The organism is Clostridium thermosuccinogenes (assembly GCF_002896855.1).
In the GTDB taxonomy this organism is placed as follows: Bacteria; Bacillota; Clostridia; order Acetivibrionales; family DSM-5807; genus Pseudoclostridium; species Pseudoclostridium thermosuccinogenes.
Window position 1 is genome coordinate 3,611,680 of the sequence record NZ_CP021850.1, and the last position, 17,030, is coordinate 3,628,709.

The 17,030-nt window shown below is 42.1% G+C and carries 20 protein-coding genes; 9 read left to right on the plus strand and 11 right to left on the minus strand.

Annotated elements, in window-relative coordinates; genetic code table 11:
- The first annotated feature begins 248 nt into the window (after positions 1-248).
- Positions 249-467: an FmdB family zinc ribbon protein gene (locus tag CDO33_RS15890; protein ID WP_103082280.1), complete on the plus strand. Its 219-nt coding sequence runs from the start codon at positions 249-251 to the stop codon at positions 465-467.
- A gap of 631 nt (positions 468-1,098) precedes the next feature.
- On the opposite strand, the gene CDO33_RS15895 is transcribed toward CDO33_RS15890, so the two are convergent.
- The 3 genes from CDO33_RS15895 to CDO33_RS15905 form a co-directional block, all read right to left on the minus strand.
- The gene (locus tag CDO33_RS15895; protein ID WP_242973933.1) at positions 1,099-1,905 is read right to left on the minus strand and encodes a GerMN domain-containing protein; all 807 of its coding nucleotides are present in this window, start codon (positions 1,903-1,905) and stop codon (positions 1,099-1,101) included.
- Between the two features lie 218 nt (positions 1,906-2,123).
- Positions 2,124-3,014, minus strand: a complete 891-nt coding sequence (locus tag CDO33_RS15900; protein ID WP_103082282.1) for a decaprenyl-phosphate phosphoribosyltransferase — start codon at positions 3,012-3,014, stop codon at positions 2,124-2,126.
- 242 nt (positions 3,015-3,256) lie between these two features.
- Positions 3,257-4,831 (minus strand): hypothetical protein, encoded by a 1,575-nt coding sequence (locus CDO33_RS15905; protein WP_103102804.1) that lies wholly within the window; start codon positions 4,829-4,831, stop codon positions 3,257-3,259.
- Positions 4,832-5,194: 363 nt separating this feature from the next.
- On the opposite strand from CDO33_RS15905, the gene CDO33_RS15910 reads away from it, so the two are divergent.
- From CDO33_RS15910 to sleB, 6 genes are all read left to right on the plus strand, one after another.
- The gene (locus CDO33_RS15910; RefSeq protein WP_103082284.1) at positions 5,195-5,380 is read left to right on the plus strand and encodes a hypothetical protein; all 186 of its coding nucleotides are present in this window, start codon (positions 5,195-5,197) and stop codon (positions 5,378-5,380) included.
- A 94-nt stretch (positions 5,381-5,474) separates the two neighbouring features.
- On the plus strand, positions 5,475-5,678 hold the full coding sequence (locus CDO33_RS15915; RefSeq protein WP_103082285.1) for a hypothetical protein: 204 nt from the start codon (positions 5,475-5,477) through the stop codon (positions 5,676-5,678).
- Positions 5,679-5,959: 281 nt separating this feature from the next.
- Positions 5,960-6,280, plus strand: coding sequence for a membrane trafficking protein (locus CDO33_RS15920; protein WP_103082286.1), 321 nt, complete (start codon positions 5,960-5,962; stop codon positions 6,278-6,280).
- Between the two features lie 56 nt (positions 6,281-6,336).
- Positions 6,337-6,735: a hypothetical protein gene (locus CDO33_RS15925; RefSeq protein ID WP_103082287.1), complete on the plus strand. Its 399-nt coding sequence runs from the start codon at positions 6,337-6,339 to the stop codon at positions 6,733-6,735.
- Positions 6,736-6,800: 65 nt separating this feature from the next.
- A complete protein-coding gene (locus tag CDO33_RS15930) occupies positions 6,801-7,205 on the plus strand; it encodes a hypothetical protein (protein WP_103082288.1) in 405 nt (134 codons plus the stop codon).
- Between the two features lie 160 nt (positions 7,206-7,365).
- Entirely contained in the window at positions 7,366-8,061 is a 696-nt protein-coding gene (gene sleB, locus CDO33_RS15935) for a spore cortex-lytic enzyme (RefSeq protein ID WP_242973421.1), read from the plus strand.
- Positions 8,062-8,083: 22 nt separating this feature from the next.
- Here sleB and CDO33_RS15940 read toward each other — a convergent pair whose 3' ends face one another.
- The 8 genes from CDO33_RS15940 to CDO33_RS15975 all read right to left on the minus strand — a co-directional run bounded on the left by CDO33_RS15940 (position 8,084) and on the right by CDO33_RS15975 (position 14,934).
- Entirely contained in the window at positions 8,084-8,926 is an 843-nt protein-coding gene (locus CDO33_RS15940; RefSeq protein ID WP_103082289.1) for a hypothetical protein, read from the minus strand.
- Positions 8,927-9,076: 150 nt separating this feature from the next.
- Positions 9,077-9,493, minus strand: a complete 417-nt coding sequence (locus CDO33_RS15945) for a zinc-ribbon domain-containing protein (protein ID WP_103082290.1) — start codon at positions 9,491-9,493, stop codon at positions 9,077-9,079.
- Between the two features lie 40 nt (positions 9,494-9,533).
- Complete coding sequence (locus CDO33_RS15950; protein WP_103082291.1) at positions 9,534-10,259, minus strand: hypothetical protein; 726 nt, start codon at positions 10,257-10,259, stop codon at positions 9,534-9,536.
- Between the two features lie 349 nt (positions 10,260-10,608).
- A complete protein-coding gene (locus CDO33_RS15955; protein WP_103082292.1) occupies positions 10,609-11,103 on the minus strand; it encodes a rubrerythrin family protein in 495 nt (164 codons plus the stop codon).
- Between the two features lie 63 nt (positions 11,104-11,166).
- Positions 11,167-11,583 carry a Fur family transcriptional regulator gene (locus tag CDO33_RS15960; protein ID WP_103082293.1) on the minus strand — a complete coding sequence of 139 codons (417 nt, stop codon included), beginning with the start codon at positions 11,581-11,583 and terminating at the stop codon, positions 11,167-11,169.
- Positions 11,584-11,893: 310 nt separating this feature from the next.
- Positions 11,894-12,880 (minus strand): acyl-CoA dehydratase activase, encoded by a 987-nt coding sequence (locus tag CDO33_RS15965; protein ID WP_103082294.1) that lies wholly within the window; start codon positions 12,878-12,880, stop codon positions 11,894-11,896.
- Complete coding sequence (locus CDO33_RS15970) at positions 12,849-13,964, minus strand: acyl-CoA dehydratase activase-related protein (RefSeq protein ID WP_103082295.1); 1,116 nt, start codon at positions 13,962-13,964, stop codon at positions 12,849-12,851. Before CDO33_RS15970 ends, CDO33_RS15965 begins: the two co-directional genes overlap by 32 nt.
- The gene (locus tag CDO33_RS15975) at positions 13,936-14,934 is read right to left on the minus strand and encodes an acyl-CoA dehydratase activase-related protein (RefSeq protein ID WP_103082296.1); all 999 of its coding nucleotides are present in this window, start codon (positions 14,932-14,934) and stop codon (positions 13,936-13,938) included. The genes CDO33_RS15970 and CDO33_RS15975 overlap by 29 nt, the downstream gene beginning before the upstream one ends.
- 249 nt (positions 14,935-15,183) lie before the next feature.
- Between CDO33_RS15975 and CDO33_RS15980 the strand changes: the two genes are divergently transcribed.
- Positions 15,184-15,666, plus strand: a complete 483-nt coding sequence (locus CDO33_RS15980; RefSeq protein ID WP_103082297.1) for an RNA polymerase sigma factor — start codon at positions 15,184-15,186, stop codon at positions 15,664-15,666.
- Positions 15,666-16,829, plus strand: coding sequence for a DUF4179 domain-containing protein (locus tag CDO33_RS15985; RefSeq protein WP_103082298.1), 1,164 nt, complete (start codon positions 15,666-15,668; stop codon positions 16,827-16,829). Before CDO33_RS15980 ends, CDO33_RS15985 begins: the two co-directional genes overlap by 1 nt.
- Positions 16,830-17,030: the final 201 nt, after the last annotated feature.

The following is a 17,030-nucleotide window of genomic DNA, read 5'->3' on the forward strand; positions in this document are numbered from 1 at the left end:
TTTACTATTTAAATGCGCCAACATCAAGTTTTTTGCCAGACAAATGACAGCTCTGAACCGCTAAAAAAACAACATTGCAGGGGATTCTTTGCCAAACCGGTTGCTGTTATGGATTTATGTGCTATAATTATCGATAATGGGCTTTAATTGCAATATACAGGCGGTATATTACAAGCGATGCTAAAAATGCTCCTGCTTTGCCGCCGGCCTGTTACAATGCGGAAAAATTGCAGTCGGGAGGTATCGGAATGCCTTTTTATGATTTGAGGTGCAAGCATTGCGGAGAAGAATTCAACGTCATGGCAAAGATGAGCGATCGGGAAAACAAGCTGATCCATTGCCCAAAATGCGGGAATAACGAGTTGGAAGCCATATTTTCAAACGTCAACATAATCCGGTCCGGAAAATCCGCTGAAAAGGAGTGCCCTAACTTTCACAAATGCGGAGGATGCTGCAGCCACGGTTGATGATGAATTCCTTCCGGAGAAACGGCACCTTTAGTTTTAATTTGCGGTCGCACTTTTTTTAATCTGCGGCCGCATTCTTCGCGTATTGGTTTTTTACATTGGGTTTTCCAAAAAGTTTACAGGTTTTTACCCCTGATTAAAACAACGGAAGAAATTGCGTAGCAATTTCAACACACCGTTTCAACGAGGCGGAAGATTTTAACTCACCATCTGTTGTAAAATTAGGTACCCGCCACTTTTGAGAGGTGGGGGACATCTTTAGCCTCGTTATAAACCGAATTCCACCCCATATCCCGAAAGCGCATTTTGCCTTTAGGAAATGCAGGGGTGGATTTGAATTCTTCTGTGGAGAATTGGGCTTTTTACCCGACCATAAAAAAACAAGCCTGTCACAGGCTTATTTTTATCGGCTGTTCGGTTTCAGATAAATTTTGCTCCTGGCTTTCGTCCATGCAGAAGCCCAATATTCCAGAAGTTACTATGCTCCAAGAATTCGTCTGCTCTTAAACTTCATTTATTTTAAAGTCTCATATATTTTAAAGTCTTATCTGCCCCAGAACGTGAGTATTCCGGAAACCCATCCGTCACAGAATGGCACCCACTTCAGAGCCTAGTTCTTTTAAGGCCTCTTCTACTCTAAAACCTCATCGGTTTCATCAAAAACAGCATCGCCTATATCTACATCCACTTCCATGCCGTCATCATAGAACTCGAGGTCTGCGTCCTGATCTTCCTCCTGATATTCCCCGGCATCAACATCTATGTATTCCGAATCAACATCGATGTACTCCGAGTCGGAGACATCTTCGGCATCCGATGCATCCGCTTCCTCCTTATCCGCTGCGCTTTCATCCTGGTCAGAGGCTTTCAAGCTGTCTTCACTCATGCTTGATATAGCAGCTTCCTTGCTTATCAGGGAAACAGTCCTCGGGAAAGGCACGTCAAACTGGAAATTCCCCTTAAATTCCTTGCAGGTCTTTCCTTCGATCAGGAACTGTACCTTTTCAATTTCCTTCAACTCGGTAAGGGAGTTGACAATTGAATAAATAGTCATTCGCTCCTCCGCTTTGCCACCCGGATGATTTTCGACGAACTCCTTGGACAAATCCACCGTTGCTATGCGGGTTTCTGTATCGATCTTAACTTTTGCCTTCTGTTTTGTTCCTACAGGTATGGTTCTCTTCAACCCGCTGTCAGCGCTGGGACCCTTAATCAGCTCATCCACAATTATTGAGGCAAGGTTATTCACGCTTTTCTTCGCTTCCGTCAGAGGAACATATCTGATTTCTTTCACCAGCTTTGTGTTATCCTCATTGGCGAAATATAGATAAACCGGCATATTTTCATTGAGTTTTTTAGCCTCTTCTTCTCCCATTACAACATAACTCACAGGAAACAGTTCATCGTTGTTTTTCTGCATTCCTAGCTTTTGTAACATTGTGCATCCTGAAAATAATGACATTACCATAACACATGTTATGATAACACATATGGTTTTCCTCATTCCCCGGCCACCTCGCAAATTTTTCTTTACACGATATTCATATGCCGGTGGCCTTTTTAGTATTCTAAGTTTGAACAAATTTTTGTCCTGGCCGAAATGCAGCCTTTTTTACTATTTGCTTGAATAAAACTTAGTGTTTCAAACAGCACTTATTAATAGTAAAGTCCTACTATTACCAAGCATGTTATTCCCCAGAGCAGTATATCGATAAGCAGAGGTTTATCCTTAAAAAGCACCAGTTCAGGGCTTCCCCCGAAATTTTTACTGGATACGAGATACTGGTATCGGAAGATGCCGTAAAGCACAAAAGGAATGGTTATCATCATATGGCTGGACCTGCCTGCCTCAAAGGTATAAAGGGAATAAGACATAACTGTGGTTGAAGTCACAACTCCCAGCATGTTGTCGATCAACTGGGGTGTATACTTGTCGAGTATTTTCCGGTGGTTTGCCGCGTCACCGGATAAAACCGTCAGTTCATTTTTCCTCTTGTTAAGCGCCAGGAAAAGCGACAACAAGGTGGTGCAAAGTATCAGCCAGGGAGATATTATAACATCGATGACAACTGTCCCTCCAAGGGTTCTCAGCACAAATCCTACAGAGATGGCTATAACATCCACTATTATTATATTTTTGAGCACAAGGGAATAAAGGCAGACAAGGATGAAATATGCCGCCAGTATTGCCAGCAATCTCACATCCAGCAAAAAAGCAAGAGTAAGAGCCGCTATCAGCATCAGTATGGAATAGATCAAAGCTTCTCCGGGCTTAATCCTTCCGGACGCTATGGGTCTTTTGCATTTTTCCGGATGCAGCTTGTCTTTCTCCCTGTCGACAATATCATTAATTATGTAAACAACACCGGACACCACTGAAAACAGGCAAAATGTAAAAAATGCCTTGGCTACAAGGCTTATGTCCAAGAAAGACTTGGAAAACACAAGCCCTGCAAAGACAATCACATTTTTAACCCATTGCTTCGGACGCATTGCAGTGACAATTGCGCTTAATTTTTTAGATATTCCGGTATTTGCTGAACTCATAACCAAATCCTCTTTCCGTTTTCATAAATAAACTCTTTGTGCTGATGGTGCTATTACAAAGTAATACAAAAAATTATTGGTTTGAATTCAGCTAATTGAAATGGATGATTGCTGTTCCGAAAGGATTCAAAGCACATGACAATCAATACATCCATTATTAGCTGAATTCATTCCTAAATCATTCCAATCATTTCATCCATCCTCACCAAGGTTCCCGCAATCCAATGACCGTTAAATCCGCTTTAGCTCCGGGGCCTTATGAAGTAAAGAGCTCCATCCTCCGGCTTGTCCAAAAGCTCAACATCAAAGTACTCCTTAAGCTCCTCCGGATTATAGGTAGTAGCCGAAGTTCCCTTGCCAAACCATGCAAGATATGCTCCTCCGTCCTCCTTGACCCTTTGCTCAAACTTCTCAAAGCCATAAAACTCCGGAAGTCCTGCTTTTTTGGGAGTATATTTGGCTTCTATCCCCGTCAGCACATATATGGCGTCAGGATAATTGCTGTACACCGTATATTCCGGCTTTCTTTCCTTAAGGAGGGAAACCATCGGGGAGCTTTTCCATCCGGCCGCATTATAGCTAAACGGCATTCCCTTTTCTATCCGGCTTTCCAGCGCATTAACCGCACCCACCGCAGGATGCACAAGCCAGAGGGCAATGGATGCCAGCAATATGTACTCCGAAACCTTGCCGTATATGTTTCGGGGAGCCAGAAAAGCTGCTCCGTCTATCAAAAGAAGCCCTACGAAGAAAACCGGCACATAAACCGGGAGCATGTACCTATCCCCTATCGCATCAAAGGCTACCGAAGTGGCTGAGGCGATCATCCAAACTGTGTATATCACTATAAAAACCAGCAGTATTACAGCCGGAAGTCCATTTGTCTCCAGCCACCTGCCTGCCTCTGTTTTTTCCTTGTTCCCTCTCTCCCGGTATGCCATAACCGCCACCACCGCAATTGTTAAAAGCATCAGTGCCAACGCTACGGCCTGCAGCCAGGCAGGAAGGGCGTTTAAGCTGGTATTTGGCAGCAGCCACGATATTACGGTTTTTACGCTTCTTTTAATATTCTCATAAAGGGTTACCGAAGCCGGTGTCCTCAACCCCACAAAAGTGGATGAAACAATATAGTTCCTCACAATCCACAATGCCGTAGGCAAAGATGATATAAAACCAAAAACAAAGGCATCGGCAAACCTTTCAATCAGCTTTTTCCTAATAAACAGCAGTATCAGGCATGCGGTAAAAATCATTGTAATCCCCATGTACCTGTCAAGACAGGCAAAAGCCACAGCCACGGCAGCTTTGACAAGGGACGGGCGGTTTTGCTGCTTTATGTACTTCTCCAGCTCAAATAAAAACAATAAAAAAAGCAATACGAAAAGAGGCTCTGTCCAGACGTATGAAGATGCATATATAAGAGGAGCTCCCAAAAGAACAACCACAGTCCCCAGGCCGGCTATCCATTTGCTTTTCAGATGTCTGCCCAGCCATATGCCGCTTAAGAAAACTATAAGACCGAATACGACAGCATTGATGAACCTTGATGCCATGACCGGATCAATCCCAAAAAAGCCGGAAACAGCCAGCAAAGTCGGGAAAAGAGGAGGCCATTGGATAAAGGGGCTTATATACCCGAAATATTCATATCCTCTGCCTGCCAGCAGGCTTTTGGACGCATATATGTAAGCTGCAGAATCATGGGAAATCCCTGGTCCGAAGCTATGTGTGCCGATCAGTATAATCATTAATCCGGCAACTCCCATTATTGCCGCAACAAGCTTTTGCTTTTTGTCTGTTTTTACAATTGAATTCATCCTACCACCTATAAATATTTTTTATTTTGACCTAAAGCTTTATTTACTAACAATATTACAAATAATTCGCGTTAAGGAAAACAAGCTGTGTCCATGCTGGTTTGATAATAACAATATAGCCCATACCTGCCGCATATGTCAACCAAAACCCCAATTAAGTCCTGCACTATTTTTCCATAGCTTCGAGGGAGCCTCAAAACTATCGCTTGCCAGTGCAGCAATATAGAATTAACCCAAAGCAGCAAAGATTGTAACAGGTAAACAGCTTTATGAGTATTATGTTTATGAAAGACAAAAACATTAAATCAGTAAAGTTACAGTTGAATGCATAAAGCATTTTCCTAGAAAAGGAGGGAAGAAAGGATGGCACGCAGGGGCAACAAAAAGGGGGATTCCAGCATACTGTTCTTCATAATTATTTTCCTTCTTTTATTCTATGACGACAGCTTTTTTACCGGTAGGACGGAAAACTACGGAGACAACTGTGATGAAGGCGACAGCACGATTCTGTTTTTCATACTAGTGTTCCTGCTCCTGTTTTACAAGTGATATCAAGCTATAAAAAAATAATACAAGCTTAAATTGTAACACTTTTTGATTTCTCTCATAGAATAAATATAGAAATAAAAATGGAGGTAGTTCTATGGGGTTTTTTGGTAACATTTTCAAGGGGGATGGCGACGAAATCCTATTCTTTATAATTCTGTTCTTGCTTTTATTTAACGGGAATCACTACGATAGAGATTTTGAGAAAAAAGGAATTTTTGACGATAACGAGATATTATTCTTCATAATTGTATTCCTGCTTTTGTTCTTCAACAGAAGCTACGCTTACGATCCGGAATAATCCGGGATCCATATTAAACTCCAGGCACCGGCAGCATACTCATGCAAAACTCATTCTTATATAACATCCATAGACTGTAGTACGTAGGAAAGACATGATATATATCTGCCTTGATAACTACGGAAATACAGTCTATATTTTAATCTCATTTCATATTATATAAATAGCATACTTAAAATTATAGGGGTAAGAGGTGTTGCCGATGAGATTTGTGCCGTTGGTTATAAGGAATAGCAAGCTTTATACCGGGCCCATTATAAAAATTGGAAAGGATTGGTTACATGAACGATATTTTTAATAAAAAGCTCTCCGAGATATTTAGCAAGGTAGACGAAAAAATGATACAGGCAAAGCTCAATGCAGCCATTGATATGCTAAAAAAAGGCAACACCGAAGAACTGGCAAGAAAAATAAACAAGGTTGATAAAAATGAGCTGCTTTCAAAAATAAATGAATTTGATGAGTCAAAGCTTAAAGAATTCAATATTGATAAGAATGAGCTGAAAAGCAAAATAAGCAATGCTGATTTGAATAAACTTGCTCAGATCATCGGTGAGCACGGGGACGAAATTGTAGCTAAAATTAAAGAGATTATAAAATAGCCGTCGAATATGCAATTGCATATAACATGGTCTATTTTCTTCTGGAGGAGTAGTTGATGAGTGAAGATATCAACAACAAATTAAAACAGATTACTGATATTCTGGGGCAGGATACTCTTCCTGACAACATCAAGGGATTGCTAAGCCTGCTTGCCTCAGCTTCAAACCAGGCAAAGGACAATACACAGGCAAAAGCAGTCGAAGCGCCTCCTGTGCCAAAGGAAGACAAGTTGGAAAAAGTTGAACCGGACGATAACCTGGACATGGTTCGGAAAATAAGAAAGGCTATAGATAAACTGAATACCAATAATGACCCGAGAATCAACCTTCTCGCTTCAATACGCCCTTTTATGAATGAGAAAAGGCAAAAAAGGGTCGCCGACTGCATAAAGATACTTCAGATGGCAAGCCTGGTGAAGCTTTTGGAAGAAAATGATACCGGAAAACCGAAATAAAACGCCTGCCGTTATTGCGGCAGGACCGAGTAATCCATAGAATACAGCCTCAGGAGGGATTAGCAATGCCATCACATAGGTACCGTGCACCCATGTTTAACCGAAGGTACTATAACCAGGGCTTTAACAGCTACATGCCTGCTTATCCGAAAAGCAGCCTGGGCAGTAGTGAGAAAGATATAATGAACGATGAAGAAAAAATCAATGATGGGGATGCTTTTCAAAAAGATTTCAGGATACCCATGCCCAATGAAATTGATGCAGAGGTGTCCGCAGAAGCTGATGCAAATGTCCCCAGCGAAGCGCCTTCCAGTCGCAAGTACCCCAAAAAACAGTCTTTTTTTGATGTTTTAAAAGGCCGTATTCATCCTGACGATATCATACTGATAGTGCTCATTTTCCTCCTGATTGATAACGGTCTTAAGGATGAATTTTTGCTCATACTGCTGCTTTACATATTCTTGTTTTAAGACATGGAAAACAACCAACGGAAGCTGGTACACGGCTTCTTTTTTTTGCGGATTTTCCTTCAGCTTGATGACATGTCTCAGATATGAATATTTCACTCCAAATTACAGAAAATATTTTTAGACTGTTTCACATAATTTTTACAAAAGAAGGGGAATCATCTTGCGTAAGAAGCTGCTGTTATATATTACACCAATTATTATAACTGCCATACTGTGTTCATTAATGATATATGGCAACGAAATATACTCTGCTTATGAATACAACAAGGCAAAGCCGGCACTGTCCTATTACGGCTCCCGGGGACAGGAAGTCATAGACATACAGACACGGTTGAAAAAATGGGGATATTATAAGGGCAATGTAGACGGTATATACGGCTATCAAACCTACCAGGCTGTAAGGCAATTTCAGAGCAAAAACGGATTGAAGGTCGACGGCATAGCCGGTCCGCAAACCCTGGCTGCTTTAGGTCTTTCTACCAATCAGGCAAGCAATTACAGCGCCAATAAAGACCTTAACCTTTTGGCTCGCATTATTCACGGTGAAGCCCGGGGAGAACCCTATACCGGCAAGGTAGCTGTGGGAGCGGTAGTTTTGAACAGGACAAGGCACAGCAGTTTTCCAAAAACGGTGGCCGGAGTCATATATCAGCCTGGTGCTTTTGACGCAGTAAAAGACGGGCAGATAAACCTGGAGCCGGATGCAGAATCCTATAAGGCGGCCAGAGATGCGCTTAATGGCTGGGATCCTACATATGGATGCATATATTACTGGAACCCGGCTACAGCAACCAGCAAATGGGTATGGAGCCGGCAGATTGTAGTTACTATCGGAAAGCATGTCTTTGCAAAATAAAACAGCCGGAGGCGGTGGTATGCTATTTTTCTCCACCGTCCGGCGATTTCTTGAACAATACAAACATGTATATTATCAATAACGTGGGAAAGATGGTGCTGAAAATCCATTTCCCGATAAATAATACAATATCGTCTCCCATAAGCCTGTCGGCGTACATGAAGGCAGACTGAAAAACTACAAAAATGATATCAAATACCAGCAAACTGCGGACTATAAGCCAAAATTTGCTGTCAGCCCTTTTCTTACCTGCATAAAAGGATTTTTTTTCGTGGTTTAAAGCTGCTATATACCAAAAGGAAATATATATTCTGAAAAACATGGCAGCAAAAAACAGAACACCCAACGTTATCAGATCAATGATCAAAGCGGACACAAAAAGCTCCGGTTTGCTTTCCACAGCCGCTCTTGTTATCACAAACGCAGGGACTGAGGCCACAAGGCATATGATGATAAACACTACGCCAAGGGTCACGCTTACCAAACTGATAAGGAACATCCTCTTAAAGTATTTTCCAATGCCTATCAACAGTTCAGCTTTTACCTTTTTCTTATGATCCAGGGTATTGTTTATGAGATACAGCCATCCCGAAAACAAGAACGAAATAAGCAATGAGGCTACGGCTATAAAAGCCAACAGCGCCAAAATCCCCTGGGGAGTCAATATCAGCTTTAGGACCAACTGCATCAGATAAACGATGCTGGACAAAACATCGTTGCTGTTAAAAGTCCCCAGATTTACAATCACATCCAGCACCGGAAAATATAAATTAAACGTGCAGATTGCAAGAGCAACAAGGCTAAAATACACTATTATAAACGGCCTCTTTAAAAGAGTGCCTATTGTATATCCAAATGAACGCATAAACACCACCATTGTTTAACCGTGTGAATATCCACCGGTTTGATAAATGCAATAAATTATGAGCTTCAAACTTTGCTCATTATATCACAATCTGTTTTTGGTGTAAACAAATATTCATGCCTGCTTGCCGCTCTAAGACACCGTATTCGCTTATTTCAAAGCTCTGCCGCATTCGGGGCAATACTTATAGTCGCTCTTTTGCGATGCTCCGCAATATGGGCAGTATTTTATCCCGGCTCCCGAAAATTCCTGCCGGTTTTTATCTTCTTTCCCTTCATTCCTTATCCACCTGTCGGCAAGATCGCCCTCCTCCGTGGAATCGGTTATATCAAATATCGAAAAGCGGTCCTTGCCCGTCGCATTTTTGTAATTATATGCCGCATGAGCTATTCCATAAACGATAAACAGTATGCCGAACAGTGGGAAAATCATCCCAACTACCCCAAAGGGAGCATCCGCAGTCATGCTAAAGGCTATTATCGTCCAGAAGATTCCAAAGACCACCGATATGATGGACCCGATAAAGGCCATGCCGGAAGGTCCCCGGCCAGGTTTTATACTTTTCATTCCTACACCTCCATAAGCTTTCTTCATATATGACCAGCATTTATTCGTTTTTTAATGCCAGTATTTCGAACTTCCTTTTTCCTATTTGGTGCTTTTCCAGCCTTTGATATTTATCGTTTTTAATTTTTTGCTTTTTGTCGGAGCATATTGCCACCACCGAATCCGGTTTCAAGACGGGTATCAGGTTTTCCAGAAGCATACCCATTATATCATCCTCCGATCCCTGCCAGGAAGCCAGGTTTCCATACGGAACATCAGTCATCACAATATCCGCTTTGAAATTCCGGTCTTTCAAAACATCCTCCGAAAGCACATCAGCCTGAAAAACAAAGGTGGTCGGTTTATCCGGATGTTCCCGCAGCATGTTCATAATATGGTTTGCGCTTTGGATTGCTGCCTCATGGGACGCCTTATGAAACCGGCCATATAGATCTTCCAACTGCTGTATCCTGGCCTTCATCCCCTCTTCCGTAAGCAGGGATAGATTTTGCTTTGCCATGGTCACAGCTTCAATATCAATATCAGAACCAATGATTTTATTAATGGAATCCATGTTTAAAAGTCCCAGCACGGTAAGCATGTATCCGCTCCCGCAGCAGGGGTCGTATATGCAGATGTCCTTTTCATTTTTCAGATAGCTTAAGCAACGCCCAAATATTTCCTGAGATAACCTTACCGGAAAATTAGGCATGCCTGCTTTGTTATATATTACCCTGCCGCAGGCGAAATCTTCAAAGTTATCATTGCTGCAATATTTATACTCCATAACCCAATCCTCTTTGTGTATTGTTAAAATGTACCGTTTAAATAACCCATATTATCATTATGCCGGCAGAAGGGCAATTGCTTTCTCCCTGTTGCCGGATTGTAAATTTTTTATTGCTGCTCTTTGCTATTCAGGCATTAAGTTAAACTTTATTCGCCTTTTGCAATAATTCTACCAGCTTGCGGTACGGAAGTAAACAGACGTTTTCATATTTTATTCAATTAATTACATAATAAAAGTATTAATTGCATAATAAAAGGATTGAACCTCTTTTCCGGTGTTCAATCCTCTATCGATGTAAATTGCCGACAAAGTTATATGTCCGCTCTCTTTGCCGTGAGCAATGATTTTAATATTTAATAAACTTTGATCCTGGTACGCCGCAAATGCTGCATTTTTCAGGAACACTCTTCTCAATGTTTCCACATACAGGGCAAAGATAGTAGAATACTTCTTCCGTTTCATCAATCTTTTCCAAAGCTTCTTTATAGAGCTTTGCATGTACTTTTTCTGCTTCCATGGCTAAAGTGAAGGTTCTGATGGCATCTTTGTTTCCTTCCTCTTCAGCAAGCTTCAGGAATTCCGGATACATGCTGTCAAATTCATAGGTCTCGCCATTTACTGCATCCTGCAGATTTTCTGCGGTGGACAGTATTTTACCTGCTACCTCCAGGTGCTTTTGAGCATGCAATGCTTCTGCATCGGAAGCTGCTTTAAAAAGCTTAGCTGCGTTAATTTTTCCTTCCGCCTCAGCCTTCTTGGCATAAGCTGCGTACTTTCTGTTTGCCTGGGATTCACCGGCAAATGCGCTCAATAAATTCTTAAGAGTTTTGTTTTCTGACATGTTTATCTCCTCCATTTTTCAATTTTTTATAATTTCAGCAACCTGACGGCTGCAATATTTACATCAATTATTAATGCAGTGCGGACAAATGCCTTTAAAATACACATCCTTGTCAAGGATTTTGAAATCCTTCAGATCCTGTGCCTCAAAGGAATCTATGTCTATCTTAAAATCATATATCCTTCCACAGTTCTGGCACTTAAAATGTCCGTGGTTTTCAGTAACTATGTCATAACGGGTTTCATTGTCTTCTATGGTTATGACTTTCACCAATCCGGCATCCATCAATGCGTTTAATGTATTGTACACTGTCGTTTTCGACAAGGTGGGAATCTCCCGGTGAAGATCGCTGTAAACCTGATCCACGGTAGGATGTGTCCTGTGCTCGGCTACATACTCCAACACCTTGAGCCTTTGATGGGAAAGGCGGATATTCTTGCTTTTCAGTTTCTCGGTTAATTCATTCAAATTTGCTTTCAATTGCTTCACATCCTTTTCAGGTTAACGTAGCAGAAACTTGCAGCGTCTCACTTCTGTAATCATTACTATTTTATAATTATATCTAAGTTGTAATCATTACAATTTATATTATAACCATAAAAATACAGATGTCAAGTAAAATTTCAAATTTTATTTATCAAATTTTTAATGCATGGTTGAATGACGCATTGCTGCTCCATCAAAGGCGTGAATCGGCATAAAAACTTCCCCGGAGCCGCCTGCTATGTAAAAACTTCTGACCCGCCCAACGGCTCATCGGGGAAAAAGCCGGATTTCTTCATAATATCATTCATGTTCCTGTGTTCATTGCCAGCTGGTTTGTCCATTTACCGCAGCGATCGCCCCATCGGGCAATGGTTTTCCCGTTTGAGGTGATTTCGATAACCTCGCATATGTTGGAACATCCTTCACATTCGATGCTCCTTGCCTTATACTCGCTCTCCGCGGCTTTAAATCCATAAAACGCCGTCTTCTGCCCTGTGGATTTTATTTTTTCCTTTGCCAGCAGAGCTGCTCCGTAAGCTCCCATGACGTCATAATATTGCGGTATGGTGAGTTTTTTGCCCAAGGCCTTCTCAAAGGCAGCCACAATACCTACATTAGCAGCCACGCCGCCCTGAAAAACCACAGGCTCTTCTATTGTTTTACCTTTTGCCAGATTATTGAGATAGTTTCTTACCAAAGCTTCACAAAGCCCGCAGATTATATCCTCCACACTGTGCCCTGTCTGCTGTTTGTGGATCATGTCCGATTCGGCGAACACAGCGCAGCGTCCGGCAATTCTTACCGGTGATCGGGAACGGAGGGCATATCCTCCAAACTCTTCTATAGGTATGTTCAGCCTGGATGCCTGCCTGTCCAAAAAAGAACCCGTGCCCGCAGCGCATACGGTGTTCATCGCGAAATCATGCACAATCCCATTTTTTAGGATGATTATCTTGGAATCCTGACCTCCTATCTCCAAAATCGTCTTTACTCCGGGTACCAGCTTCTGAGCTGCTACAGCATGGGATGTTATCTCATTTTTTACTATATCCGCGCCAATTATTACACTGGCCAGTTGCCTTCCACTGCCTGTTGTTCCAACACCCCTGATGTTCACCTTGTCTCCCAAATCCCTTGCCAGTGTCCTCATACCGTTTCCCAGCGCATTTATAGGCTGTCCTCCGGTCCTTAAGTAAAGCTTTTCAACAATATTCTCATCCTCATCTATTACAACCAAATTTGTGCTGACTGATCCCACATCAACTCCCAGATAATGCCCAGTCTTTTCCAATTGATGGTCTCTCCCTTCTTCTTTTCAGCAGGTCTGCAAAAGCTTCGACTCTTGTAAGATATCCTGCTTCACCTGTCATTTCATCTATTATCAGCGTCAATATCGGTATTCCGTAGTCCCGCTCGATTGCCGGAAGTATGCTCTCCGCCACAATCTCAGGCATGCATGTGAGGGGATATATCTGTATTACCCCATCAAAGCCTTGTCTGGCATACAATACCGTGTTCCCTATGGTTTCCTGTGCATGTCCTCCTATCATTTTGCCCAGATAGGGCTTTGCTGCCTCTGCATACCGCATGTCCCTGGGGATATTCAATGCCTTTTTCAGCATATGCTCCACAATCCAGCCGCTCACCGTAACTGCGCGATGCACTTCTATCCCCATGTTTCCTAGCAGTGCTTCAATCTCAAAATTGGTATGGGAATCTATCGTCGTGTATATTTCACCCACTATTCCAACCTTAAGCGGCTTTTTCTCCTCATCCAAAGCAATACTCGAGAGCTGCTTTGCAGTTTCCCTTATGACCTGTTTGATTTCCCGGGAGCCGCTAGCCTCCAAAACTTTTTTATGAAAAGCTTTATAAATCTTGTCGGTGGAGCCTTTCTCCATCTCCCTTGGCCTTGTTCTGAAGGTAAGCCTCTCCAGCTCATCTACCTGCAATGCAACCTGGGTGACATTCTTTATGACTTTTGCCAGCTTCAAAGGATTTATGCTTCCGGCCAGCTTTTTAATTCTCCGCAGAAATTCCGGGAGCCCTTTATCCGGCCATTCCAGCGTTATTATTTCCATATCACATCCCAGATCCTTAAGGATTTCCCGGTGCATTTCGCAGTAGTATCCAAAACGGCATGGACCGCATCCACCGGTTATTATTATCGTGTCAGCTCCCTGCTCATAGGCTTGCAGATAGTTGCCAATGTTGATTTTCAGGGGCAGGCATGCCAGCTCCGGAGCATATTTTGTTCCAAGCTCAAGGGTCATCCTGCTGTTGCTGGGAGGTATCACATAATCCAGCCCCAGGTCATCCAGCATCGCTTTTGCAGTAATATATGTGTTACCCATATGCGGAAATGTTATTTTCATCCTTATGCCTCCATCTGATCATATCTAAAAATGCCTCAATCCTGGTATTCATTCCGGCCTCCCCGGAGTGTTCATCAATCGTCAGTACTATGAAGGGAATGTTGCTTTCCCGTCTGACCTTCCTTTCGGCCAGATCACAAATAAAGGAGTCTATCCCGCAGCCAAAGGACATCAGGTAAATCACACCGTCGATATCATCCCTGTCCAGGATATGCATGACGCTTCCTATGGCTTTTCTTCCGAAATTCCAGAACATTCTTTTTGGAAGAGTGCTGCATTTTTCGTTTATGATTTCCTCATCTATCATGTCTATCGTAATGATATTCACACCGTTGTTCCTCAGCTTATCAAGAAGCTCCATATTTATATAGCTGTCATAAAGATTGTATACATGCCCGATAACGGCTATATTTAGCATTCTATTTCCGGCCTGTCTGACCAACGGTCTTTGCTTTTCCCTTCCGCAGAAATCTTCCGGAAGTTTGCCTTCTTTCAACATCTGCCTGAATCTGAGATAATCCTTTTGTGCCTTGTGGAAGGCTCGCTTTATGGCCATCCTGCTTCCTGTAAATCTGCTGCCTATGTCCAAAGCCGCTTCTAAAGCATTCTTGGCAGATTTTCTGAGATTTATTTCCGTGTCAATAATTTCAGGAAGCCCTTTAAATGTATGCCTTACCATGTCGGGCAGCCCTCCGAATTTAGGGCAGATATATTCATTTTTTGATACGCTGGTAAAACGTGGTATAAATAAATAATCCACTCGGTCTTTTAGATTGAGCACATGCCCATGAAAAAGCTTTATTGGAAGGCATGCCTCGTCAACGCAGGATTTGACGCCATCGTCAAGGATACGTTTTGAGGTATAGTCCGATACTACTATTTCTGCTCCCAATTCTTCAAAAAAGGTTCTCCACAACGGTATGTATTGGTAATAAAACAAAGCCTTAGGTATGCCTACTTTTTTTGACATTTAAAAACACCTCGCTTGATATTATTAACTTTCGGTGTTTGAATTATACCCTCGTGTAAATTGCATTCAAGACAGCAGTGGTGTTATCTGTGCTGCAATTACCACATGTTGGTAAAATTTTAGCTTAAACTGCTGCTTATCCAAAAGATAGATTCCTTCGGTAAAAAGAAAAAATGATATAATATACAAAATTCTTTGTAGCTTTTTGCACACGTGCGGGGTATTGATAGTGAAAGGAGGCTTCACGTAATGGAAACTCAGTCACAGTGCACAGTGGCGGATGCTGAAGCAATAGTCAAAAAATATGCCGACATGGTTTATAAGCTAGCATTTTCACAGGTACATAACAAAAATGATGCCGACGACATATTTCAGGAGGTCTTTTTACGCTATTTCAAAAATCCTCAGAAATTTGAAAGCGAGGAGCATCAAAAGGCCTGGCTTATCCGCGTGACCATCAACTGCTCAAAAAAGCACTGGTCATCGGCATGGAACAGGAAAACCACAGCCTTAAATGAAAGTTTTACTTTTTCCATGCCGGAGGAAAACATACTGGCTGATGCCTTAAGAAAGCTATCTCCCAAATATCGCGCAGTAATACATCTTTTTTACTATGAAGGCTATGCCGTAGAGCAAATAAGCCATATCCTGAAAGTCAAGCAATCTACGGTGAGAACGCAGCTTACAAGAGCAAGAGCTCAGATTGGCAAAATGCTGAAAGGAGAATTTTGATGTTTGAAGATAGATATAAATCCATGTATGAGCAGATTGTGCCCGATGAATCCCTCATCAGCAAAACCATCGAAAGGATTAACCAACAGGCCGGAAGCAAAAAGTCCAAGGCCGAATTATACGACACAAAATTAAATGGAAATGAACCATATAGAACCTGGCTGCCTAAAGCAAAGCAATCCAAAGGGATACGGTTGTTTTTCAAGTGTGCAACAGCAGCTGCAGTTATACTGGTATTCACCTTTGCAGTTATGCCTGCCATAGCAGCCAATGTACCGGTTATATATGAGCTTATGTATATGGTGTCGCCGTCAACAGCTCAATTTTTCATGCCTGTGCAAAAATCCTGCGAAGATAACGGGATACGGATGGAAGTAGTCTCTACCTATATACATGAGGATACGGCAGAGGTTTATATCACACTTCAGGATCTGACAGGCAACCGAGTTGACGAAACCACCGATTTATATGACAGCTACTCTATACACCTCCCCTTCGACAGCAGTGCTACTTGTGATCTGGTAGGCTATGATGAGAAAACCAGAACCGCCACTTTTCTAATCAGGATAACCCAATGGGGAAACCGTCGTATTGAAGGAAGCAAGCTGACCTTTTCGGTTGGCTGCTTTATAAGCGGCAAGCGTGCCTATGAGGATGTGCCGATAAAGATTGACTTATCCTCTGTAGGGAAATCTCCAAAAACAAAAGAGACAAAAATATACGGCGTAAGCGGACCAAATGTTGACAAATATTTGCCGATTGATAAATCCATAGTGGACAGAACGGCAACCGTCATTGTCCCGTCAGACACTATATATTCTCCCGCTGACGGCTTTGATATTACAGGTATTGGTTATGTCGACGGCATGCTCCATATTCAATTTGCGACTGCTGACCGTAGTAAAAACGATAGCCATGGATATTTCTATCTGAAAGATAAAGACGGAAATAAAATATTGTATGATTACTCCGTCGGATTTGTTGAATACGGGGAGCCGGGAAACGAAGATACCAAGATAGTCTATGATGAATACATCTTCGACATACCGCAGGATGAGATATCCAACTATGCTCTATATGGCTCTTTCTACACCAGCGGTCTTTATACCGAAGGCAACTGGCAGGTGACCTTTCCATTGCAGTCAAAAGATGTAGAACAATAACCGGTGGATATGCAAATTGCTGATCATTAAAAACTGGTTTGAATTCAGCTAATTGAGACGGATAATTGCTTTTACGAAAGGATTCAAAGCACATACGGCATTGCATAAACTACAGAAACGGAATTCTGAAAAGAGCAATAATTAAAAAGGTGCGGAACTCATATCCATTCCGCACCCTTTAAATCCTTTAAACTATTAAAG